This window comes from Ruegeria hyattellae (assembly GCF_041537925.1).
Taxonomy (GTDB): domain Bacteria; phylum Pseudomonadota; class Alphaproteobacteria; order Rhodobacterales; family Rhodobacteraceae; genus Ruegeria_C.
Window position 1 is genome coordinate 85445 of record NZ_JBGOSH010000009.1, and the last position, 20110, is coordinate 105554.

General features: G+C 61.1%; 21 protein-coding genes. 11 read left to right on the forward strand and 10 right to left on the reverse strand.

The window, feature by feature from the left end; genetic code table 11:
* Nucleotides 1-425: 425 nt before the first annotated feature.
* The 3 genes from rpsT to mutM form a co-directional block, all read right to left on the reverse strand.
* The gene (gene rpsT, locus AB1E33_RS19565; RefSeq protein ID WP_372578942.1) at nucleotides 426-689 is read right to left on the reverse strand and encodes a 30S ribosomal protein S20; all 264 of its coding nucleotides are present in this window, start codon (nucleotides 687-689) and stop codon (nucleotides 426-428) included.
* A 194-nt stretch (nucleotides 690-883) separates the two neighbouring features.
* Nucleotides 884-1660, reverse strand: a complete 777-nt coding sequence (gene acuK / locus AB1E33_RS19570; protein ID WP_372578943.1) for an acryloyl-CoA hydratase — start codon at nucleotides 1658-1660, stop codon at nucleotides 884-886.
* Nucleotides 1661-1725: 65 nt separating this feature from the next.
* Entirely contained in the window at nucleotides 1726-2577 is an 852-nt protein-coding gene (gene mutM / locus AB1E33_RS19575; protein WP_372578944.1) for a bifunctional DNA-formamidopyrimidine glycosylase/DNA-(apurinic or apyrimidinic site) lyase, read from the reverse strand.
* Nucleotides 2578-2661: 84 nt separating this feature from the next.
* Between mutM and ubiE the strand changes: the two genes are divergently transcribed.
* Together ubiE and ubiB are read left to right on the forward strand one after the other, a co-directional pair.
* A complete protein-coding gene (gene ubiE / locus AB1E33_RS19580) occupies nucleotides 2662-3414 on the forward strand; it encodes a bifunctional demethylmenaquinone methyltransferase/2-methoxy-6-polyprenyl-1,4-benzoquinol methylase UbiE (protein WP_372578945.1) in 753 nt (250 codons plus the stop codon).
* A 3-nt stretch (nucleotides 3415-3417) separates the two neighbouring features.
* On the forward strand, nucleotides 3418-4944 hold the full coding sequence (ubiB, locus tag AB1E33_RS19585) for a 2-polyprenylphenol 6-hydroxylase (RefSeq protein WP_372578946.1): 1527 nt from the start codon (nucleotides 3418-3420) through the stop codon (nucleotides 4942-4944).
* 95 nt (nucleotides 4945-5039) lie between these two features.
* Here ubiB and AB1E33_RS19590 read toward each other — a convergent pair whose 3' ends face one another.
* Nucleotides 5040-6215 (reverse strand): acetyl-CoA C-acyltransferase family protein, encoded by a 1176-nt coding sequence (locus tag AB1E33_RS19590; protein ID WP_372578947.1) that lies wholly within the window; start codon nucleotides 6213-6215, stop codon nucleotides 5040-5042.
* Between the two features lie 116 nt (nucleotides 6216-6331).
* Between AB1E33_RS19590 and AB1E33_RS19595 the strand changes: the two genes are divergently transcribed.
* From AB1E33_RS19595 to tdh, 3 genes are all read left to right on the forward strand, one after another.
* On the forward strand, nucleotides 6332-6898 hold the full coding sequence (locus tag AB1E33_RS19595; RefSeq protein WP_372578948.1) for a helix-turn-helix domain-containing protein: 567 nt from the start codon (nucleotides 6332-6334) through the stop codon (nucleotides 6896-6898).
* A gap of 103 nt (nucleotides 6899-7001) precedes the next feature.
* Nucleotides 7002-8186: a glycine C-acetyltransferase gene (locus tag AB1E33_RS19600; RefSeq protein ID WP_372578949.1), complete on the forward strand. Its 1185-nt coding sequence runs from the start codon at nucleotides 7002-7004 to the stop codon at nucleotides 8184-8186.
* Nucleotides 8187-8200: 14 nt separating this feature from the next.
* Nucleotides 8201-9235: an L-threonine 3-dehydrogenase gene (gene tdh / locus AB1E33_RS19605; protein ID WP_372579054.1), complete on the forward strand. Its 1035-nt coding sequence runs from the start codon at nucleotides 8201-8203 to the stop codon at nucleotides 9233-9235.
* A 67-nt stretch (nucleotides 9236-9302) separates the two neighbouring features.
* Here tdh and AB1E33_RS19610 read toward each other — a convergent pair whose 3' ends face one another.
* The 3 genes from AB1E33_RS19610 to AB1E33_RS19620 form a co-directional block, all read right to left on the reverse strand.
* A complete protein-coding gene (locus AB1E33_RS19610; protein ID WP_372578950.1) occupies nucleotides 9303-10031 on the reverse strand; it encodes a metallophosphoesterase family protein in 729 nt (242 codons plus the stop codon).
* Nucleotides 10032-10160: 129 nt separating this feature from the next.
* Entirely contained in the window at nucleotides 10161-11756 is a 1596-nt protein-coding gene (gene serA / locus AB1E33_RS19615) for a phosphoglycerate dehydrogenase (protein ID WP_372578951.1), read from the reverse strand.
* Nucleotides 11757-11825: 69 nt separating this feature from the next.
* The gene (locus tag AB1E33_RS19620) at nucleotides 11826-12980 is read right to left on the reverse strand and encodes a phosphoserine transaminase (protein WP_372578952.1); all 1155 of its coding nucleotides are present in this window, start codon (nucleotides 12978-12980) and stop codon (nucleotides 11826-11828) included.
* Nucleotides 12981-13139: 159 nt separating this feature from the next.
* On the opposite strand from AB1E33_RS19620, the gene serB reads away from it, so the two are divergent.
* Nucleotides 13140-14015, forward strand: a complete 876-nt coding sequence (gene serB / locus AB1E33_RS19625) for a phosphoserine phosphatase SerB (protein ID WP_372578953.1) — start codon at nucleotides 13140-13142, stop codon at nucleotides 14013-14015.
* Here the strand turns inward: serB and AB1E33_RS19630 are convergent, their stop codons facing one another.
* Both AB1E33_RS19630 and AB1E33_RS19635 read right to left on the reverse strand, forming a co-directional pair.
* Nucleotides 14016-16346, reverse strand: coding sequence for a caspase family protein (locus AB1E33_RS19630; RefSeq protein ID WP_372578954.1), 2331 nt, complete (start codon nucleotides 16344-16346; stop codon nucleotides 14016-14018).
* Between the two features lie 15 nt (nucleotides 16347-16361).
* Nucleotides 16362-16676, reverse strand: a complete 315-nt coding sequence (locus AB1E33_RS19635) for a hypothetical protein (protein WP_372578955.1) — start codon at nucleotides 16674-16676, stop codon at nucleotides 16362-16364.
* Between the two features lie 169 nt (nucleotides 16677-16845).
* On the opposite strand from AB1E33_RS19635, the gene AB1E33_RS19640 reads away from it, so the two are divergent.
* The 3 genes from AB1E33_RS19640 to AB1E33_RS19650 are packed head-to-tail and all read left to right on the forward strand — an operon-like array spanning nucleotide 16846 to nucleotide 17931.
* On the forward strand, nucleotides 16846-17169 hold the full coding sequence (locus tag AB1E33_RS19640; protein ID WP_372578956.1) for an ArsR/SmtB family transcription factor: 324 nt from the start codon (nucleotides 16846-16848) through the stop codon (nucleotides 17167-17169).
* The gene (locus tag AB1E33_RS19645) at nucleotides 17166-17594 is read left to right on the forward strand and encodes an SRPBCC family protein (protein ID WP_372578957.1); all 429 of its coding nucleotides are present in this window, start codon (nucleotides 17166-17168) and stop codon (nucleotides 17592-17594) included. Before AB1E33_RS19640 ends, AB1E33_RS19645 begins: the two co-directional genes overlap by 4 nt.
* Nucleotides 17595-17616: 22 nt before the next feature.
* Nucleotides 17617-17931, forward strand: a complete 315-nt coding sequence (locus AB1E33_RS19650; RefSeq protein WP_372578958.1) for a YciI family protein — start codon at nucleotides 17617-17619, stop codon at nucleotides 17929-17931.
* 24 nt (nucleotides 17932-17955) lie between these two features.
* On the opposite strand, the gene AB1E33_RS19655 is transcribed toward AB1E33_RS19650, so the two are convergent.
* Nucleotides 17956-18951, reverse strand: a complete 996-nt coding sequence (locus AB1E33_RS19655) for an asparaginase (RefSeq protein WP_372578959.1) — start codon at nucleotides 18949-18951, stop codon at nucleotides 17956-17958.
* A 175-nt stretch (nucleotides 18952-19126) separates the two neighbouring features.
* On the opposite strand from AB1E33_RS19655, the gene AB1E33_RS19660 reads away from it, so the two are divergent.
* Together AB1E33_RS19660 and AB1E33_RS19665 are read left to right on the forward strand one after the other, a co-directional pair.
* The gene (locus AB1E33_RS19660) at nucleotides 19127-19660 is read left to right on the forward strand and encodes an invasion associated locus B family protein (protein WP_372578960.1); all 534 of its coding nucleotides are present in this window, start codon (nucleotides 19127-19129) and stop codon (nucleotides 19658-19660) included.
* A gap of 49 nt (nucleotides 19661-19709) precedes the next feature.
* Nucleotides 19710-20093 carry a lysozyme inhibitor LprI family protein gene (locus AB1E33_RS19665; RefSeq protein ID WP_372578961.1) on the forward strand — a complete coding sequence of 128 codons (384 nt, stop codon included), beginning with the start codon at nucleotides 19710-19712 and terminating at the stop codon, nucleotides 20091-20093.
* The last annotated feature ends 17 nt before the right edge of the window (nucleotides 20094-20110 follow it).

A 20110-nucleotide genomic window follows, 5' to 3' on the forward strand; every position in this document is an offset into this window, starting at 1 on the left:
CGAGTTGCCCGTCCCTCAGGCAACAATACCGACCAAGCACACGGGACCCGCAGTGACGACGGAACCGTGCCCTTCTCATCCGGCACACAACTTTGTCTAGACAGGGCTACGCCGCGTGGCAGTACGCAGCTTGCAGCAGACCAATTCTTCGGGTGTCTCCCGAACCGTGGCTTGCGTTTACGCTCTTTTCTGATGCCTGTCAGATCCGACCGAAAACGTCCTGTCCCCCCAGCGAGTGAATCGCTGGAACAGTGGTAGCAACACGATGGGCGACGCGGCAACGAAACTCTGATGTTGACTCAGCCTTTACTGACAACGAATCTCGAGCACCTGCGGGACAGCGGCAATGTTGCAACAGCCACAAAAAAAGGCACCGCGAGGGTACCTTTTTTCAATCTTCGAATTTTTGCGGATTCGCTGGCGGTTCAGGCCATCGCCTTCACGCGCGCGGACAGGCGCGACATCTTGCGGGAGGCGGTGTTTTTGTGGAAGACGCCTTTCGACACGCCGCGCATCAGTTCCGGCTGTGCCGCGCGCAGGGCTGCGGTTGCCGCCGACTGATCGCCGGATGCGATGGCTTCTTCAACTTTGCGGAGGTGGGTGCGGATGCGCGAGCGCCGCGCCTTGTTAACTGCGAAACGCTTTTCGTTCTGACGGGCGCGCTTCTTTGCTTGGGGCGAATTGGCCATGTAGTCTGTTACCTTGTTCCGGTTCCGTTATCTCGATTGCGCAATGACGGAACCTGCAGGGACCTAGTGTCACCCTTGTGATTCGAGCCTGAGCGGGCCGCACGCGCATGTATAGCGGCGCTCATTACCCAAGTTCGAGGGGCTTGCCAAGCCCAATCTTGGCCAATCCAGCCTGGCCGCGCATCCGACGCCCATTAACGGTCGCGAAACTGCGCCTCGCGTTTTTCCAAGAAGGCGGCCATGCCTTCTTTCTGGTCTTCGGTGGCGAACATCGAATGGAAGACACGGCGTTCGAACAGCATGCCCTCGTTCAGGGTCAACTCGTAAGACCGGTTCACCGATTCCTTGGCGGCCAGAACGCTCAGCTGCGATTTTTCGGCCACCTTCTGCGCGGCAGCCATCGCTTCTTCTATCAGTTTTTTTGCAGGAACGACACGGCTGACCAGCCCGGCGCGCTCTGCCTCTTCGGCATCCATGAAGCGCCCGGTCAGGTTCATGTCCATGGATTTCGACTTGCCCACAAAACGGGTCAGACGTTGCGATCCACCCATGCCCGCGATGACGCCTAGATTTATCTCGGGCTGGCCGAACTTGGCGTTGTCAGCTGCGATGATGAAATCGCACATCATCGCCAGTTCACACCCACCGCCCAGTGCATAGCCCGAAACGGCTGCGATGATCGGCTTGCGTATGGCGGCGATGCGGTCATTGGTCGAGGCAAACAGATTCTCTTCAAACACCTCAACAAAGCTCTTTTCGGACATTTCCTTGATATCGGCACCAGCCGCAAAGGCCTTGTCCGAACCGGTCAGGACCGTGCACCTGACCTTGTCGTTCTCTTCAGCCGCTTCTAGCGCCGTGCACAGCTCGCCCAACAACTCGGTGTTGAGCGCGTTCAGCGCGTCGGGTCGGTTCAGCTTGATGAGGGCGACGTGGTCTTCAATGTCGACGGTGATCGTCTGAAAAGCCATTGAGTGGTGCTTTCGGTTGTTCCGGTCAGAAGCGATTCCTTACCATGCACAGCCTATGGTTCAAGCTATCTTTGGCAAGACGGACAATAGAAGGACGACCGTCCCGACTGCACGATGCGCGCGATTACGCCGGGACAATCGGGGGTTCGGCAGGGCTGCCCCTCGCGGTCATAAACATCGAAGCGATGTTGGAAATATCCAAGCTCTCCATCGGCTTGCCGGAAATCGCGCAGGCTAGACCCGCCCGCCTCGATCGCTTCGAACAGGACCGAACGGATGATGGGGACCATCGCGGCGACACGTGCTGCAGAAATTCTGCCAGCCTTGCGGCGCGGCGAGATACCGGCGCGATAGAGCGTCTCGCAGACATAGATATTGCCCAGACCGGCAACGATTCCCTGATCCAGCAGCGCCGATTTCACCGGCGTGTTGCGCGCTTTGAGCGCCGCGATAAGATGCGGTTCGTCAAATCTGTTACCCAGCGGTTCCGGCCCCAGCACCGCAAGCAGTTTGTGCTGGTCGGCCCTGTCGGTCGGTATCAGGTCCATCGCACCAAACCGGCGCGGGTCGTTGAAGGTCACCCGCGCGCCGTTGCCCATATGAAAAACCACGTGGTCATGTTTTTCAGGCATTGGATGGTCATGCAGGAACTGGCCCAGCGGATCGCCGGAGACAGTCATTCGCCCAGACATGCCCAGATGAACAATCAGCGTCTCCCCACTGCTCAGATCCAGCAGCAAGTATTTTGACCGCCGCCGCAGCCGTTCCACGCGCACTTCACTCAGCCGTTCGACCATGCGATCGGGGAACGGCCAGCGCAGATCGGGGCGGTTGACCTCGGTCCGTTTCAGGACCACACCCTCCATCGCGGGCAAAAGGCCGCGCCTTACGGTCTCGACCTCGGGCAATTCGGGCATTATGGCACTCCTGTCCAATGGGCCGCATTGTGCCCGCCTCTCAGCGCCCTATAACAAGGGCGAAATTCAAAAACGGCAAGCCGCATGTCAGACAGAAGCGACACAACCACCCATTTCGGTTTTGAAACCGTCCCCGAGTCTGAGAAGGCAGGGCGGGTGCAGGGCGTCTTCAACTCGGTTGCCTCGAAATACGACATCATGAACGACGTGATGAGCGTCGGCATCCACCGGGTCTGGAAAGACGCAATGATGGACTGGCTCGCGCCGCGCCCCGGTCAGCGGCTGCTGGACGTGGCGGGCGGCACCGGTGACATCTCGTTCCGGTTCCTCAAGCGCGCGGGCCACGGTCACGCCACGGTGTTGGACCTGACCGAACCGATGCTGATCGAAGGCCGCAAGCGCGCCGAGGCCGAGCAGAGGGCCGACAGTCTGGACTGGGTGGTCGGCGACGCGATGGCGCTGCCCTTCGAGGCCAACACATTCGACGTTTACACAATCTCTTTTGGCATCCGGAACGTGACCCGCCCGCAAGAGGCCCTGAACGAGGCGTTTCGCGTTCTGAAACCCGGTGGCCGCCTGATGGTGCTGGAATTCAGCCAGATCCCCAACGATGGGCTGCAAAAGCTCTATGACCTATACAGCTTCAACGTCATCCCGCGCATGGGGCAGATGATCGCCGGGGATCGCGACAGCTATCAGTATCTGGTGGAATCGATCCGCAACTTCCCCGATCAGGACACCTTCCTGTCGATGCTCCGCAAGGCGGGGTTCGAGAACGCCAAATACCGCAACCTGAGCATGGGGATCGCCGCCCTGCATTCCGGCTGGAAAATCTGACGCATGCGCGGTCCCCACAACATCATCCGTCTGATCCGCACAGGCGCCACGTTGGAGCGCACGGGCGCCATGAACGTAGTGCTCGATGCCTTCGAGGCCCCAGCCGCTTTGCGTTTCGTGGCCCATGCGCTTGGCAAGCCGTTCCTGTGGCTCGGCTATAAGGGCGACCCCGGCATGCCGCCCGCCACCCGTGCCCTGACCGCGCTTGGCCCGGCCTATATCAAGTTCGGCCAGATCCTCTCGACCCGCCCGGATGTGGTGGGTGACGAGTTGGCGGTGCAGCTACGGGTGTTGCAGGACAAACTGCCTCCGTTCTCCCGGCAGGAGGCGATGGAGGAGGTCGAGCGCGAACTCGGTCTGCCCGTGCCCGAACTGTTCGAGGAATTCAGTGAGCCGATCGCCGCCGCCTCGATCGCTCAGGTCCACAAGGCCCGCGTCGCAAATGGCGGCAACGAGGTTGCGGTCAAGGTGCTGCGCCCGGGCATTGAGCGGGCATTTCAGAAAGACATCGACGCCTTCTACCTCGCCGCCCGCATCGTCGATCTCTTTGCGCCCGGCGCGCGCCGGTTGCGTCCGATGGAGGTGATCGAACACTTTCATGGCGTTGTCCGCGGAGAGCTGGACCTCCGGCTGGAAAGCTCCGCCGCATCGGAATTCGCCGCCAACACGCAAAAGGATGAAGGCTTTCAACTGCCCACGATCATGTGGTCGCTGTCCGCGCGCCGGGTGATGACGCTGGGCTGGGCCGATGGCGTGCCGCTGGGCGACAATGACGCGCTGGACGCCGCAGGTCATGACCGCCGTATCCTCAGCGAACGGGTGCTGACGCTGTTCCTGCAACACGCGCTGCGCGATGGCTATTTCCACGCCGACATGCACCAGGGCAACCTCAAGGTCGCACCCAATGGCAATATCATCGCCTATGATTTCGGCATCATGGGCCATATCGACCAATACACGCGCCGAGTCTATGCCGAGATCCTTTTCGGCTTCATCCGCCGCGACTACAAACGCGTGGCCGAAGTGCATTTCGAGGCAGGTTACGTGCCTGCCGACCGCGATGTCGACGAATTCGCCCGCGCTCTGCGCGCGGTGGGCGAACCGATCTTCGGCATGGATGCCAGCCATATCTCGATGGGCCGGCTGCTCACCTACCTTTTCGAGGTGACCGAACGCTTCGGGATGGAAACCCGGACCGAACTGATCCTGCTGCAACGCACTATGGTGGTGGTCGAGGGCGTTGCCCGATCCCTGAACCCGCATATGAACATCTGGGAGTCCGCGCGCCCGGTGGTGGAAAGCTACATCACCGAATCCATCGGCCCGCGCGCGGTGCTGTCGGATTTCTCCGACACCGCCAGGGTGTTGGCACGGTTCGGCCCACGCCTGCCCGCACTGGTGGAAAAGATGCTGATCGCCCAGTCGACCGAAGAACCGCCAAAGCCACCGAAATCCCTGCCGCTCTGGACCGCGCTTGCCGGGACGGGCTTCGGTGCCGGGATCGTGTTGCTGATCGGCGCCCTGTTCTGAGCCGATCCTCAAGCTTCATCTGGCCAAAATTTTCCCCTTGGGGGACACGCGCAATGCGCGATGGGGGGCAGGCAGCCCCCCTGCAACGATCCGGATCAGAGCCGTTCGATGGCAATGGCGATACCCTGACCGCCACCAATGCACATGGTGATCAGACCCTTTGACCCGCCGATGCGCTCCAGTTCATAGAGCGCTTTCATGGTGATGATCGCACCGGTCGCACCCACCGGATGGCCCAGCGCGATGGCGCCGCCGTTCGGGTTGACCTTGGCAGTATCCAGACCAAGCTCCTTGTTCACAGCCAGCGCTTGCGACGCAAATGCCTCGTTGCTTTCGATGACGTCGAAATCATCCACCGACAAACCGGTCCGCTTCATCAGGTTCTGTACCGCCGGTACCGGGCCGATGCCCATCACCTCAGGCCGAACACCGGCATGGGCATAGCCCAGGATACGTGCCTTGGGTTTCAGACCGGCACGCTCTGCCGCATCAGCCCGCGCAAGCACCATCGCGGCCGCGCCGTCATTAATGCCCGACGCGTTGCCAGCGGTCACCCGGCCGTCTTTCTTGAACACCGCGCGCAGCCCGGCCAGCGCCTCGGCGGTGGTGGGCTTGGGGTGTTCGTCGACCTTGAAGTCGACCATGTCGCGACGGACCTTGACCTGCACCGGAGCAATCTGGCTGTTGAACAGACCCGCCTCGAGCGCCGCCGCTGCCCGGCTCTGGCTGGTCAGAGCAAACCCGTCCATATCCTCGCGGGTGATCTGATGCTCATCGGCAACATTCTCGGCGGTCACACCCATGTGGCCGGTGCCGAACGGGCAGTTCAGCGCCCCCAGCATCATGTCCAGCGAGGCCACATCGCCCATCTTCTGCCCCCAGCGGGTCGAGGGGGTGATATAGGGGCTGCGCGACATGCTCTCGGCACCACCTGCAACGGCAAACTCCGCATCACCCAGCATCAGGGATTGCGTCGCCGATACGATCGCCTGTGCCCCGGACCCGCACAGTCGGTTCACGTTCATCGCAGGTGTGCCGTTCGGAATACCTGCCTGCATCGCGGCAACGCGGCTTAGATACATGTCGCGCGGTTCGGTATTGATCACATGGCCAAAGACCACATTGCCGATCTGCCCGCCCTTAACGCCGGACCGCTCCAGAGCGGCCTCGGTCACGACGGTGGCCAGATCAATCGGTGCGGTCGAGGCTAGCGCCCCGCCAAATGTGCCAATAGCGGTGCGTGCACCATCCAGAATTACGACATCGGTCATGTATCACTCCTCACGATATTTCGGGGAGTATGCACTTAGCCCAGCTCAAGGTCCTATGGGACGTGGGGTCACATGGGCAATTGACAAACACCGCCCTGACGCGCAAAAAATCCGTCATGACGGACAAACCTGACGATATCCTGAACCGCCTGCCAGCGCGGTTGAAAGAGGCCCGTCGCGCGCAGGGCCTGTCGCTGGAAGCGGTGGCAAATCTCAGCGGGGTGTCCCGCTCGATGGTCAGCCAGATCGAGCGCGGCGAAAGCAGCCCGACCATAGCAACACTGTGGAACCTGACCCGCGCGCTGCAGGTTGATTTCGCCGGCTTGCTCGAAGACGGGGATACCGCCGACCGGATCGAAGTCCTGCGCAAAGGCGAAGTGCCCAGCATCGACAACATGGGACAGGGATGCCGCATCCGCATCCTGTCTCCGCCCGAAGAGGCGGGCGGGCATGAGGTCTACGATATTCGCTTTGACACGGGCGGTTTGCTGGCCAGCCAACCGCATATGCGCGGCGCGCAAGAACAGCTGACCGTGCTGGAAGGAAGCGTGCGCGTCACCTCGGGCACGGCGGTCAATAATCTGGAGGCCGGCGACACGGCACGCTACGCCGCAGATGTTCCGCATGCGATTGCGGCGCGGGACGGCGCGGCGCGGGTTTTCCTGATCGTCAAGAATGCTTGATCGGCCGATTTCCACCTTTACGGATATTTTTCCAGTATCGTGAAATCCCCTATTTGGGAATCCCATCCGTTATGATAGATGTGCGACTCAAACGGAGGTCGCCATGTCGCACGCATTCCTGTCCCATATCTCTGATACGCTCACCCAGATCGAGGCCGAGGGGCTTTACAAGCGCGAACGTATAATCACCTCGCCGCAAGGCGGCGAAATCATCGTGGGAGGGCGGCAGGTCATCAATCTGTGCGCCAACAACTATCTGGGGCTGGCCGATCACCCCGATCTGATTGCCGCAGCCCGTGACGCGATGGAGCCCAAGGGTTTTGGCATGGCCTCGGTCCGTTTCATCTGTGGCACGCAGGACATCCACCGCCAGCTGGAACAGCGGCTGGCGACGTTCCTGAACAAGGATGACGCGATCCTGTTCGCGGCCTGTTTCGATGCCAATGGCGGGCTGTTTGAGCCCTTGTTAGGGCCTGAAGACGCGATCATTTCGGACAGCCTGAATCATGCCTCGATCATCGACGGTGTACGGCTGTGCAAGGCCAAGCGCTATCGCTACCTGAACAACGACATGAATGATCTTGAGGCTTGGCTGAAACAAGCGCGCGAGGACGGGGCGCGCCATATCATGATTGCGACCGATGGCGTATTCTCGATGGACGGCTACTTGGCCAACCTGCCCGCGATCCGGGACCTGGCCGACCGCTATGATGCCATCGTGATGGTCGATGACTGCCACGCCGCCGGCTTCATGGGGCCGAATGGCGCGGGCACGCCGGATCATTTTGGTGTCGACGTGGACATCCTGACAGGGACGCTGGGCAAGGCACTCGGAGGGGCAATCGGCGGTTATATCGCCGGGCCGCAGCCAGTGATCGACCTTCTGCGGCAGCGGGCGCGGCCCTATCTGTTCTCGAACTCGCTGCCGCCGTCAATCGTCACCGCCGGGCTTGAGGCAATCCGTCTGGTAGAAGAGGGCGCCGACCTACGCGCGCGGCTTTTCGACAATGCCAACCATTGGCGTGCCGGGCTGGAGAAGCTGGGCTTTGACCTGCTGCCGGGTGAACATCCGATCATCCCAGTAATGCTTGGCGAAGCCCAATTGGCGCAGGACATGGCGGCACAGTTGTTTGAGGAGGGCGTTTATGTCTCGGGCTTCTTCTTTCCGGTGGTGCCGCGCGGGCAAGCTCGGATCAGAACCCAGATGAATGCGGCTCTAACAAAGGGCGAATTGGATCGAGCGCTGACAGCATTTGGCAAGGTCGGCAAGGTTTTGGGGGTGATCTGATGCGACCCAACACGATGAAGGCGCTGGAGAAGTCCAAGCCCGAGGAAGGCTTGTGGATGGTGCAGGCGCCAGTCCCCGAAATAGGTCCAGACGAGGTGCTGATCCGGGTGACCAAGACCGGCATTTGCGGCACCGATATCCATATCTGGAACTGGGATGACTGGGCTGCCTCGACCGTGCCAGTGCCGATGATCACCGGCCACGAGTTTGCAGGTGAAATCGTCGAGATCGGCAAAGATGTGACCGGGTTGGAGATTGGCCAGCGCTGTTCCGGCGAGGGGCACCTGATCGGCACCGAAAGCCGTCAGAGCCGGGCGGGCAAGTTCCACCTGGATCCCGGCACGCGCGGCATCGGTGTGAACGAACAGGGAGCTTTTGCGCAATATCTCAAGCTGCCCGCCTTTAATGTCGTGCCTTTGCCGGATGACGTTCCAGATGAAATCGGCGCCATTCTCGACCCACTGGGCAACGCGGTGCATACCGCGCTCAGTTTTGATCTGCTGGGCGAGGACGTGCTGATCACAGGCGCCGGCCCCATCGGGATCATGGCCGCCGCCGTCGCGCGTCATGCCGGGGCGCGCAATGTGGTGATCACCGACATCAACCCGGACCGACTGCGCCTCGCCGAAAATGTGGTGCCCAGCGTGCGGACAGTCAATGTCTCACACGAAGAACTAGGCGATGTGATCGCCGAGCTGGGCCTAAAGGAAGGCTTCGATGTCGGGCTCGAGATGTCGGGTTCTCAGGTCGCGCTGGATCAGATGGTGGAAGCGCTGGTGATGGGTGGCAAGATCGCCCTGCTGGGCATCCCGCCGGGGAAATCGCCGGTGGATTGGAGCCGGATCGTCTTCAAGGCGATCACCATCAAGGGTGTTTATGGGCGCGAAATGTTCGAGACCTGGTACAAGATGATTGCCATGCTGCAGAACGGGTTGGATGTGAGCCGGGTGATCACGCACCGGTTTGGTGTTGATGAATTTGTGCAAGGTTTTGCCGCGATGAAATCGGGGCAATCCGGAAAGGTCGTGCTGGATTGGAGCGGAGGTTAGGGGTCAGCCCCTTTGGCCTGCGAACAATTCGCCCCCGGGATATTTCTTGCCAGATGAATAGGCGGGATCAGGGCAGAAGCGGGACGCGTCCGCGCTTGGTCAATATGTAGCAATTCGAGCCTTCGAATACTGCCGCAGTCAGCGGCCGGCCATAGCCCGCGCCGCTGTCCAGATTGATCCGGTTTCCGTAGTGGCTGACCACGTCAACCGGTGTGTGACCATGTACGATCAGCTTTGGATGCGGCTCTAAACAAGTGTGAAAGCTCTGCCTGATCCAGACCAGATCATTTTCGTTCTGCTGTGCCAGTGGCACGCCGGGGCGGATACCGGCATGGACAAAGGCGAGGTCGGGTGTCTCGAACATCGGCTGCAACCCGCGCAGGAAATCGACATGGGCCTGCGGTATGATCTCTTTCGCTGTTGCGTGCAGATCCTCAAGTCGGGTCGGCTCTTCAAAGGTCACGCCATAGCTTTGCAGCGTTTCAATGCCACCCAACCGATCGTGCAGCCAGTGATAGCCGACCAACAGATGCGGATCGTGACGCGGCACTTCTTCCATGAACCACGCAAACATGCGGTCGTGATTGCCCAGCAGCGTGATCCAGTTTCGCCGAACCTGCTGCCCCTCGATCAGCAGGTCGATCACCGCCCGACTGTCGGGGCCACGATCAACATAGTCGCCGAGAAAGACGATGCGGGCATCCGGACCGCCATCGGACTCGATCAGCGACAGGGCACGATGCAACTCATCCAATTGCCCGTGAATATCGCCTATCGCGTAAATCGGGTCCGTCATCCGTGCCTCCGTGGCTGTTGCCGGGTTTGTGCCGCGCCGCGGCGCGCAGGGGAAGTGTTTTGTCGTGCCGCCGCAGCAAAAAAAAGGCCGCCCCTACTGGGACGGCCGATCTGAGTGCGTATGGCGGTCTCAGGCCACGTCGAATTCCAGCGGCTTGATCTGCTTGAACAGACCTGTCTCGGCCAGCATCGCGCGAACCTCGGCGGGAACCGGTTCGTCGACATAGAGCAGCGCGATTGCCTCCTTGCCAGCGCCTGTGCGCCCCAAGGTAAAGTTCGCGATGTTCACGCCGTTGCTACCCATGGTCTGGCCCAGCGCGCCGATGATGCCGGGGACATCCTCGTTGGTGGTATAGAGCATGTGCCGCCCGATCTCGGCGTCGATATTGATGCCCTTGATCTGGATGAAGCGTGGCTTGCCGTCACTGAACACGGTGCCACCGATCGAGCGCTCGCGCTTGTCGGTCACCACGGTCACCTTGATATAGCCCGCGAACGCGCCGGATTTGTCTTGATTGGTGGTGCTGATCTGAATACCGCGTTCCTTGGCCACCACGGGGGCCGAGACCATGTTCACCTCGGGATTGAACTTTTTCATGATCCCCGCGACCGCGGCACAGTTCAGGGCGGCCAGGTTCATTTCGGCGGCGACACCATCATAGAGGATGTTGATCGCCTTGACCGGCTCGTCGGTCATCTGACCCACGAAGCTGCCCAGATGACCGGCAAGACTGATCCACGGGCCCATGACCTTGGCCTCTTCCGCCGTCACGCTGGGCATGTTCAGCGCGTTTTCAACCGCACCCGTCAGCAGATAGTTCGACATCTGCTCGGCCACCTGTAGCGCCACGTTTTCCTGCGCTTCGGTGGTGGCCGCGCCCAGATGCGGGGTGCAGACCACGTTGGGCAGGTTAAACAGGGTATTTTCCTTGGCCGGTTCGACTGCAAATACGTCAAAACCCGCGCCTGCGACATGGCCCGACTGCAGCATCTCGGCCAGCGCCTCTTCGTCGACCAGACCACCGCGGGCACAGTTGATGATGCGCACGCCTTTCTTGGTTTTGGCGAGGTTCTCACGACTCAGGATGTTGCGGGTCTGGTCGGTCAGCGGCACGTGCAGAGTGATGAAATCGGCGCGTGCCAGCAGGTCTTCCAGCTCGACCTTTTCGACGCCCATCTTGTCGGCCTTTTCCTGCCCCAGGAAGGGGTCAAAGGCGATGACCTTCATCTTCAACCCGCGCGCGCGGTCGCAGACGATGCCGCCGATGTTGCCCGCACCGATCACGCCAAGGGTCTTGTTGGTCAGTTCCACGCCCATGAACTTGGATTTTTCCCACTTGCCCGCATGGGTCGAGGCGCTGGCCTCGGGGATCTGGCGTGCCACGGCGAACATCATCGCAATCGCGTGTTCGGCGGTGGTGATCATGTTGCCGAATGGCGTGTTCATCACGATCACACCCTTTTTCGACGCGGCATCCTTGTCGATGTTGTCGGTGCCGATTCCGGCGCGGGCGATAACCCTGAGGTTGTCGGCATTGGCGAGGATCTTTTCGGTGACCTTGGTTGCCGAGCGGATGGCGAGGCCATCATATTGGCCGATCACCTCGGCCAGCTTGTCTTTGTCCTTGCCCAGATCGGGCTCGAAATCCACTTCGATGCCGCGATCGCGGAAGATCTGGACGGCAGTTTCGCTTAGCTTGTCGGAAACAAGTACTTTAGGGGCCATTTTCATTGGTCCTTTGACTGCAAGGGAGAGCGGGGCCGTTGGGCTCCGAATTGTGTTGGCAAACGCGCGTCAGGCCGCTTCGGTCTGTGCGGCGAGTTCTGCGTGATAGGCCCATTCGAGCCAGGGCAGCATCATCTCGATATCCGAGGTCTCGACCGTACCGCCGCACCAGATGCGCAGGCCCGCAGGCGCGTCGCGATAGGCGCCGATATCCAGCGCGATGTTTTCGGCTTCCAACCGTTTGGCAACGGCTTTGGCGAAAGTTGCGCCATCAGCGATCCGGTCATCAGTGAATTTCAGGCAAACGCTGGTATTCGACTGCGTCGCCGCATCCTCGGCCAGATTATCTATCCAGTCATTCCGATCGCAGAACGCATGCACTGCACCTGCATTGGCGTCAGCGCGCGCAATCAAGCCCTGCAGGCCTCCGACCGAGCGCGCCCAGTCCAGTGCAAAAAGGTAGTCCTCAACCGCCAGCATCGAGGGCGTATTGATGGTGGCACCGGTAAAGATCCCGTCGATCAGCTTGCCGCCTTTGGTCAGCCGGAAGATCTTGGGCAACGGCCACGTGGGGGTATAGCTTTCCAGCCGTTCCACCGCGCGAGGGCTTAGGATCAGCATGCCATGCGCCGCTTCGCCACCCAGCACTTTCTGCCAAGAGAACGTGGTCACATCCAGTTTGTCCCAGGGCAGGTCCATTGCGAAGGCGGCCGAGGTCGCGTCGCAGATGCTCAGCCCCTGTCGGTCATCGGCAATCCAGTCGCCGTTGGGTACGCGCACGCCGCTGGTGGTACCGTTCCATGTGAAAACAACGTCATTGGCGAAATCAATCGAAGCGAGGTCGACAATCTGGCCGTAGTCCGCAGTCTTCACCTCGGCATCAATCTTCAGCTGCTTGACCACGTCCGTAACCCAGCCCGCGCCGAAACTTTCCCAAGCCAGCATCTCGACCTTGCGTTCGCCCAGTAGCGACCAAAGCGCCATTTCAACAGCCCCGGTATCGGAGGCCGGAACGATGCCGATCTTGTAATCGGCGGGGATGCCCAGAACCTTGCGCGTCCCTTCGATGGCGGCTTTCAGCTTGTCCTTGCCAATAGCGGCACGGTGCGAGCGCCCTAAAGCGGCGTCGGCGAGTTTCGTCAGATCGAATGTGGGGGGTTTGGCGCAGGGGCCAGAAGAAAAACGCGAGTTTGCCGGCCGCGCTGCCGGTTGTGCAATAGCCATAATGCTACCCTTCCAGATAAGCGCCCCTCGTTGGGGAGGGGTGTCCCACGGACGGACTTACGGGGCGATCCGGGGTTTCACAAGAGTGAATTTGGCGTTAGAGCGCCGGTTCATGTGACAAACGCGACCTCGTCGCCGCCTATCGGAAACTTCACGACCATGTATATCGCCACCTTGCTGACTGCCCCCGAAACGCCCGCACTCGATCCGGCGCTGATCGAGTCACTCCGCAATGCCTGGGGTGGGGGGGACGTGACCTGGCTCAGCCACGATGAGGCGGCGGAGTTTTTTTTGAACGTCCTGCCCGACAATCAATGGCAAGTTTGGGACGATCTGCAGAAGATGTCGGTTGACCTGGTTCTTCAGCCCGCCGAGGGGCGGTGCAAGAAGATGCTGCTGGCCGATATGGACAGCACCATGATCCAGCAGGAATGTATCGACGAGCTGGCCGATGAGGCCGGGTTCGGCGCCCGCGTCAGCGCGATCACCGCGCGCGCTATGAATGGTGAGCTGGACTTCGAAGGCGCTCTGATCGAACGGGTCGGTCTGCTGCGAGGGTTGGTGGAGCCGGTGATCGACAAGGTTCTGGACGAGCGGATCACGTTGATGCCGGGCGGGCGGGAACTGGTCTCTACCATGCGGGCCAACGGTGGCTATTGCGCGCTGGTCTCAGGCGGGTTCACCGCCTTCACACGCTCGGTTGCGGCGCAGCTTGGGTTTGATGAGAACCGCGCCAATACGCTGCTGGCAGAGGATGGCGCGCTGACCGGAGAGGTCGCGCGCCCGATTCTGGGCCGCGAAGCCAAGGTCGAAGCGCTGGAACAGATCACCGCTCGGCTGGGCATCGCCGAGGCGGATGTGCTGGCGGTGGGTGACGGTGCCAACGATCTGGGCATGCTGCAGCGCGCCGGAACTGGCGTCGCAATGCACGCCAAGCCATCCGTTGCCGCGCAATGTGATGTGCGGATCAATCATGGCGATCTTACGGCCCTGCTTTATTTGCAGGGCTATGCGCGCAACGATTTCGCGGCCTGATCAGAACAGATCGAACCGCACCGGGTTCTGCGCCCAATAGACCTTCGCCGCCAGCAACAGCCGCTCGGTCGGGTCCTGCGTGGCGGCAAATGGCACCGGCACGCCGTTTGCGGCGCTCACCCGTTCCAACGCGGCCTGCGTGGCAGGCCCGGCCTGACCATCGACACCCACCGGCTCGCCCACTTCGTTCAGCAGCAATTGCAGCGCCCGGTCGATATCGCTGCGCGACAGCGTGTCCAGATTTTCCCGAGCCAATGCAGCGGGTTCCTCATTGGCCAGCAGCGAGGCTTTGGCCGCACGTATCCCGGCTTCGGCCGCATTGACGCCCTGAGCACGGCCATTGAGGATAATGATCGCGCCGTTTGCGCCGCCCCAGGCATCACCACGCGCCAGCGCGATATCATACCAACCAAGCGCATCCTTGCCGGTCTTGCCCGGCACCTGATCGTTTAGGATCATCCGCGCGATGTTTGCAGGCGCGGTGGGATGGCCGCCATCGGAGGCGCGTGTAAACCATTCCAGCGCTTTCGGTAGATCGGCGGGGTTGCCGTCCAGCCCGCTCAGCGCGACAAAGCCCAGATTGTCATAGCCATAGATGTCTTCGCGCTGTTCCGAGGCGGTCAGATAGCGCATGCCGCGTTCCGGCAGGTAGTGGTCCGTGCCCTTGGCCAGAAAGTAGTAACCTAGCTCGTTCATCGAGAAGGTGTGGCCCAGTTCAACCGCGCGCTCCATCAACTCGAACCCGCGTTGGCGTTCCTCGGCGGTCTCGCCATTGCGCATCAGGCGTCGACCCAGCCGGTGCATGGCATAGGGGTCCTGTTCCGTGATCCCCTCTTCCATCAGCGCCAAAGCGCGATCCGGCTCATAGGGTATCTTGGTCACATCCCGGTCGATCCGCTTGGAATCGAGCAGCACCGCCAAACCATATTTGGCCCGGATATGACCGGCCTCGGCTGCAGCTTGGAAATTCTCGTAAGCCTTTTCCAGCTGCTTGGTGCTTTGCTGCAGCCGTCCAAGCTGATAGCGGAAGCGGGCATTGTCGGGATCGGCCCGCACCGAGGCTTCGCAGGCGGCAAGCCCGCCCGTCAGATCAAGCTCGTTGGGCAGCCGGTAAACACCCACGCCGTTCAGATCCAGCGCAGCCCCTGCAGCCAGATCACAGGGATCGAAGGTCAGATTCAGCGCCACATCGACGCGCCTTGCGGACCCGGCGCCAGTGGTGATCTCAACGCTGAAGCGGTCCGAGACAGTGGGATCGGTCAGATCCTCGGCCCTTATGTCGGTGATATCGGGCGCGTAGCCCACGACTGGGCCAGAGGTGTCACCATTCAGCACAAGCGCGCCCTTCGACGCAGACTCGATCAATGCGGCAGAGGCAATGTCAGCACCGATTAGCGCCGCGATCGCATCGTCGAGCGGGACGAGCCTGTCGAACCGCGCATCCATGTTCAGCGACTCAGGTGGGGCATTGCCGGGTACGGCGCTGGGCACCTCGGCCTGGGCCTGCGTCAGATAGAAGGGTCGCACCAGGGTCGAGCTTTCCCACGGCACCTGCACACCGCCGGTCTCGTTGTGGACCTGCTCGCGGATCATCGGGAATAGCTGCAGGATGTTCTCGCTCGGCGACGCACGAGCCGCTTTCAGCACGGCAGCGGTATAGGGGCTGTTGCCTCCGACCGCCCCATCCAATGCCAATGCACCCGGCGAGGTTGAATAGGCGATCAGAGAGTTCAGCGGGGTACGGAACACCTCGAACCCTGCTCGGGTCTCGAACAGGTTGGCGTCCAGGTCGGCGGCCAGCCGTATGCTCTGGAACGGGTTGTCGCGACAGGAATCCAGAATGGCCACATGGGCCGATCCGCGCGCGGCCAGCGTGTCTATCACCCGGTCCAGCGTCATCGTCTCAAGCGGCAGGTCATAGACGCTTTCGAATTTTGCATCGACGGGCAGCAGGTAGTTCCGTCGACCGATCTGAATGCCATGTCCGGCATAATAGAACACAACATCCGCCCCTTGCGGGATGTTGAGCACCGCGTTGCGCAGAAGCTGCTCAAAGCCGCGCTTGTCCAGATCGTAGCCGTCAAAGACCTTGAACCGGAACTCGCGCAGCAGCGCCGCCATGTCGCGCGCATCTTTGGCCGCATTGCCCAGATCGTCGACATTGTCATAGCTCTGGTTGCCCACAACGATGCCGATACGCGGCCCGCCGCCCACCAGCCGCAGCGCGCGCGTACCTTGCGCGTGCGCGGATGGAGTCAGACTCAGACCCAATGTTCCGCTGACGCCCAGAGAGGCAATCAGACGCAGAAAGTCCCGCTTGTTGACAGGCATGGATACACTCCTTGATCAGCCGCCCCAGCCGCCGCCACCACCGCCACCGCCACCACCGCCACCGCCACCGCCGCCACCACCACCGCCATCACGATCATCACCAGGCAACGGCTTGATTTTCGGCTCTTCAGGCTCGGGTTCGGCTGCGACCGTGGTAGTGGATGCAGCGCGTGTTGCCTGCGGTGTCGAGGTCGACGGCGCGGGTGTCGTTGCAACGGCCGGTTGGGGAGTTGTCGTCGTTGTCGTGGTGGTCTGCTCCGGCCGGGGTGGCGTGCAGCCGGCCACAAGAACCGTAACTCCAAAAGCGATAGGGATCAGGATCCTGACCATCACAAATTCTCCTTAAAATTTATTCAAACGTGATCTGTACGAGAACATTAACGGTTGGCACTTTGCCCTGTCTATGAACTTTGCCACATTCGCAATTCGCCGAAGGCCCGAGGGCTCTCACTCCAATCATTAACATTTACGTTAATTAGCGCATGTGTTAACAACCCTTATGCGTTCCGTGTTGAAAGCCTTTTCCGCCCTGTCCGATCAGACTCGCATGTCGATCGTCGAACAGCTCATGGCCGAAGGCGAGCTGGCCGCCGGGGAATTGATCGAAGGGCGCGGCATGTCGGGTGCTGCCATTTCGCGGCATCTGAAAGTGCTGCGCGAGGCCGGGCTTGTCCGGCAGCGGGTTCAGGGCACCCATCGGCTCTATACTGTCGATGGTCGGGGTCTGCAGGCCATCGCCGATTGGACGATCTCGAAACGGGCGTTCTGGGAAACCAGCCTGGACCGGCTGGACACCGCCATCACCCTAGAGGGCCAACCATGAGCGAGTTGCGGCTAGAACGTCATTATCCGATCAGTGCCGAGATGCTTTTCGCCTGGGTCAGTGATCCGGACAAGCTGTTGAAATGGTGGGGTCCCGAGGGGCTGCACGTGCCCGAGCATGATCTGGATTTCACCCGCAAGGGACCGTGGTATTCGGTCATGGTGAATGACGAGGGGCAGCGCTTCAAGGTGTCGGGGCACGTCACCCATGTCGATCCGCCGAAATCAGTGGGGTTCACTTGGGGCTGGCATGATGACGCCGATGCGCGCGGTGCCGAAAGCCATGTGACCCTGACCGTCGAGAACACCAAGACCGGCGCGCGGTTGATCCTTGATCATCGCGAGTTGAGCGATGCGGATATCGCCGCCAACCACGAAAAGGGCTGGACTTCGTCCCTACGCAAGCTGGACACACAGATTCAATAAGCACCAACCGGAGGATTTCATTATGCCGCAGTTCATCTTTGCCTATCACGGCGGAACCCGCCCCGAAGACCCAGCCGAGGTCGAAAAGACCATGGCCGCTTGGGGTGCTTGGTTCGAGACTATGGGCCCGTCACTGGAAATCCCCGGCGCGCCAGTAGGCATGTCGAAAACCGTCAGCGCCACCGGAGTGGCAGATGACGGGGGTGCGAATCCGATCTCGGGCTACACCGTGGTCAAGGCTGATTCGATTGAGGCGGCCACCGAAATGGCCAAGGGCTGTCCGATGGTCGTGGACGGGTCAGGCTCGGTCGAGGTGGCGGAAGTCATCGAGATGTAAGCCCGCCACCGGGCGCGTGACGGATCAGAGGAACCCTTCGGCCGGGTTGATGCGACCGCATTCGATGCCGCGTCGGCTGTGCAGAAGTGGGGTCATGAACTTGCGTGTCGCCGGGTGGTCGGGGTCCAGAACGCCCAAGCTGACCAGGATCGCCGCGATGGCGCATTCGCTGGCCCGGGTCGTGCCATCCATGATCTTGAGTGCAACGCCCATGCGCTTTTCGGGCAGGATCGCGACGAACACCGCCTCGGCCCCGGTCTTGATCGCGGCCTTTCCTCCGGCGGCGCGCATCAACTCGGTGCAGGCGCGGCGCTCGCCGGCAACCAATTCTGGGTGCTGCATCATCGCATTGGTCAGTTCGACCGCTGCCATGCTTTGGCGATCCGCACGGTCCAGGGCCGAGGCGAACCAGGCCATAGCCCGCGCAAGACCCGTCAGCGACGTGACGAAATTGGGGGCCGAGCAGCCGTCGATCCCATGCCCGGGACTGGCCTCGCCGGTGACCTCTTCGAAGGCGCTCAGGCAGGCCTGCTGCACCGGGTGATCCATCGCGACATAGTCCGGCCCCGCGCCCATGTGCTGCGTCAGGGTCAGAAATCCCGCATGTTTGCCTGAACAGTTGTTGTGCACCTGACAGGGCGTCTCATACGCGCGGATCAGAGCCTTGCGGGCGTCACGATCCTCGGGCACCTGCGGGCCACAGCGGAAATCATCGTCGTCCAGACCGAGGTGATCCAGCCAGGCATTGACCCGGTCGGTATGGATCGCTGCGCCCTTGTGTGAGGCACAGGCCAGCGCCAGATGTTCCGGGCCCAGCCCGTACTTCGCCGCCGCGCCCGACGTCAGCACTGGCAGCGCCTGCACCATCTTGCACGAGGAACGCGGAAAAATAACTGCATTCGGATCGCCCCAGCTGCGAACGATCTGCCCGCTGTCATCGCAAATCACCGCATGGCCCAGATGCACGCTTTCCAGAAACGTGCTGCGCCAGACCTCGGCCATCGGTATTGGCTGCGTCATGAAAACCCTCTCAAAATTCTGCGCGATTTCCTGCCAATCGCTCTTTCTTCCATGGTAGAACATGCGATAATGTGACTATGTCGGCAAGCGGTCGGCTGAGCGGTAAAGATGCACAATCAAGGTGCGCGGGTACGTTCGTGATTTGAGGTTAGAGGCAGTCTGGGAGTCTGGACAGATGGGATTGAAACTGGCGCGTATCGTGGCAGGCATGTGTCTGGCCGGGCTGGCAAGCACCGTAGTAGCGCAAACGTCGGAAAGCTCGAACCGGGTAGCGGTAAATACATCGTGGAGTGTGTTTGTCGAACAGGACCCGACCGAATGCTGGATCGTGTCAGCTCCGGAAGAGACGGTGAACACTCGCGGTGGCCGCGTCGTGGCCGTCCGTCGCAGCGATATCCTGCTGTTTGTCTTCTTCCGCCCCAAAGCAGGCGTAAAGGGTCAGATCACTTTTACCGGCGGTTATCCATTTGCACCGGGCTCGACGGTGAACCTGAGCGTTGGTGGGTCCGAATTTGAACTTTTCACCGAAGGCGAATGGGCCTGGCCCGCGACTGCCTCGGACGACGCCAAGATCGTGACCGCCATGAAGCGCGGCGCGCAGGCGGTGCTGACCGCCCGTTCGGCACGTGGAACCCAGACCAAGGACACCTTCTCGCTGTTGGGCTTCACCGCCGGTATCGAGGATGCCGAAAAGCGCTGCACCGAGTGATTATCCGGTGCTCTGATGCGCTGATCGGTTCGCAGATGGTAGCAGGTTCATGAATAAATCCATTCTTTTTCTTACGGTTCTGTGCCTGGCACCCCGCGTTGCAGCGGACCCGGCAATGGAATGCAACGAACCGTCACAGGTGGAGATCGCCGAATGCGTCTCGGCCATGCTCGACGGTGTCGATCTGGCGGTCGAAGCGTCACTTGGGCTTGCCCGCAACGCGATGGGCGAACTTGACCAGGTGACGGGGCGTGAGGCCGGTGTTCCCGCGCTTGACCGCTCTCAGGCTGCGTGGGTGACCTATCGCGATACCCAATGCGAGGCGGTGGGCGCAAGTTATGGCGGCGGTTCGGGCACCGGGATCGCCATCACTTCGTGCCGGATCGAACTGGGCCGGGCCCGTGCGTCAGAGTTGCTGGAGTTGGCGCGTTAGGCGGGATTCCTTTTGAT

Bases quoted from the DNA above. Each gene is read 5' to 3' on its own strand.
- rpsT (WP_372578942.1), bottom strand. From the start codon at position 689: ATGGCCAATTCGCCCCAAGCAAAGAAGCGCGCCCGTCAGAACGAAAAG.
- acuK (WP_372578943.1), bottom strand. From the start codon at position 1,660: ATGGCTTTTCAGACGATCACCGTCGACATTGAAGACCACGTCGCCCTC.
- mutM (WP_372578944.1), bottom strand. From the start codon at position 2,577: ATGCCCGAATTGCCCGAGGTCGAGACCGTAAGGCGCGGCCTTTTGCCC.
- ubiE (WP_372578945.1), top strand. From the start codon at position 2,662: ATGTCAGACAGAAGCGACACAACCACCCATTTCGGTTTTGAAACCGTC.
- ubiB (WP_372578946.1), top strand. From the start codon at position 3,418: ATGCGCGGTCCCCACAACATCATCCGTCTGATCCGCACAGGCGCCACG.
- AB1E33_RS19590 (WP_372578947.1), bottom strand. From the start codon at position 6,215: ATGACCGATGTCGTAATTCTGGATGGTGCACGCACCGCTATTGGCACA.
- AB1E33_RS19595 (WP_372578948.1), top strand. From the start codon at position 6,332: ATGACGGACAAACCTGACGATATCCTGAACCGCCTGCCAGCGCGGTTG.
- AB1E33_RS19600 (WP_372578949.1), top strand. From the start codon at position 7,002: ATGTCGCACGCATTCCTGTCCCATATCTCTGATACGCTCACCCAGATC.
- tdh (WP_372579054.1), top strand. From the start codon at position 8,201: ATGAAGGCGCTGGAGAAGTCCAAGCCCGAGGAAGGCTTGTGGATGGTG.
- AB1E33_RS19610 (WP_372578950.1), bottom strand. From the start codon at position 10,031: ATGACGGACCCGATTTACGCGATAGGCGATATTCACGGGCAATTGGAT.
- serA (WP_372578951.1), bottom strand. From the start codon at position 11,756: ATGGCCCCTAAAGTACTTGTTTCCGACAAGCTAAGCGAAACTGCCGTC.
- AB1E33_RS19620 (WP_372578952.1), bottom strand. From the start codon at position 12,980: ATGGCTATTGCACAACCGGCAGCGCGGCCGGCAAACTCGCGTTTTTCT.
- serB (WP_372578953.1), top strand. From the start codon at position 13,140: ATGTATATCGCCACCTTGCTGACTGCCCCCGAAACGCCCGCACTCGAT.
- AB1E33_RS19630 (WP_372578954.1), bottom strand. From the start codon at position 16,346: ATGCCTGTCAACAAGCGGGACTTTCTGCGTCTGATTGCCTCTCTGGGC.
- AB1E33_RS19635 (WP_372578955.1), bottom strand. From the start codon at position 16,676: ATGGTCAGGATCCTGATCCCTATCGCTTTTGGAGTTACGGTTCTTGTG.
- AB1E33_RS19640 (WP_372578956.1), top strand. From the start codon at position 16,846: ATGCGTTCCGTGTTGAAAGCCTTTTCCGCCCTGTCCGATCAGACTCGC.
- AB1E33_RS19645 (WP_372578957.1), top strand. From the start codon at position 17,166: ATGAGCGAGTTGCGGCTAGAACGTCATTATCCGATCAGTGCCGAGATG.
- AB1E33_RS19650 (WP_372578958.1), top strand. From the start codon at position 17,617: ATGCCGCAGTTCATCTTTGCCTATCACGGCGGAACCCGCCCCGAAGAC.
- AB1E33_RS19655 (WP_372578959.1), bottom strand. From the start codon at position 18,951: ATGACGCAGCCAATACCGATGGCCGAGGTCTGGCGCAGCACGTTTCTG.
- AB1E33_RS19660 (WP_372578960.1), top strand. From the start codon at position 19,127: ATGGGATTGAAACTGGCGCGTATCGTGGCAGGCATGTGTCTGGCCGGG.
- AB1E33_RS19665 (WP_372578961.1), top strand. From the start codon at position 19,710: ATGAATAAATCCATTCTTTTTCTTACGGTTCTGTGCCTGGCACCCCGC.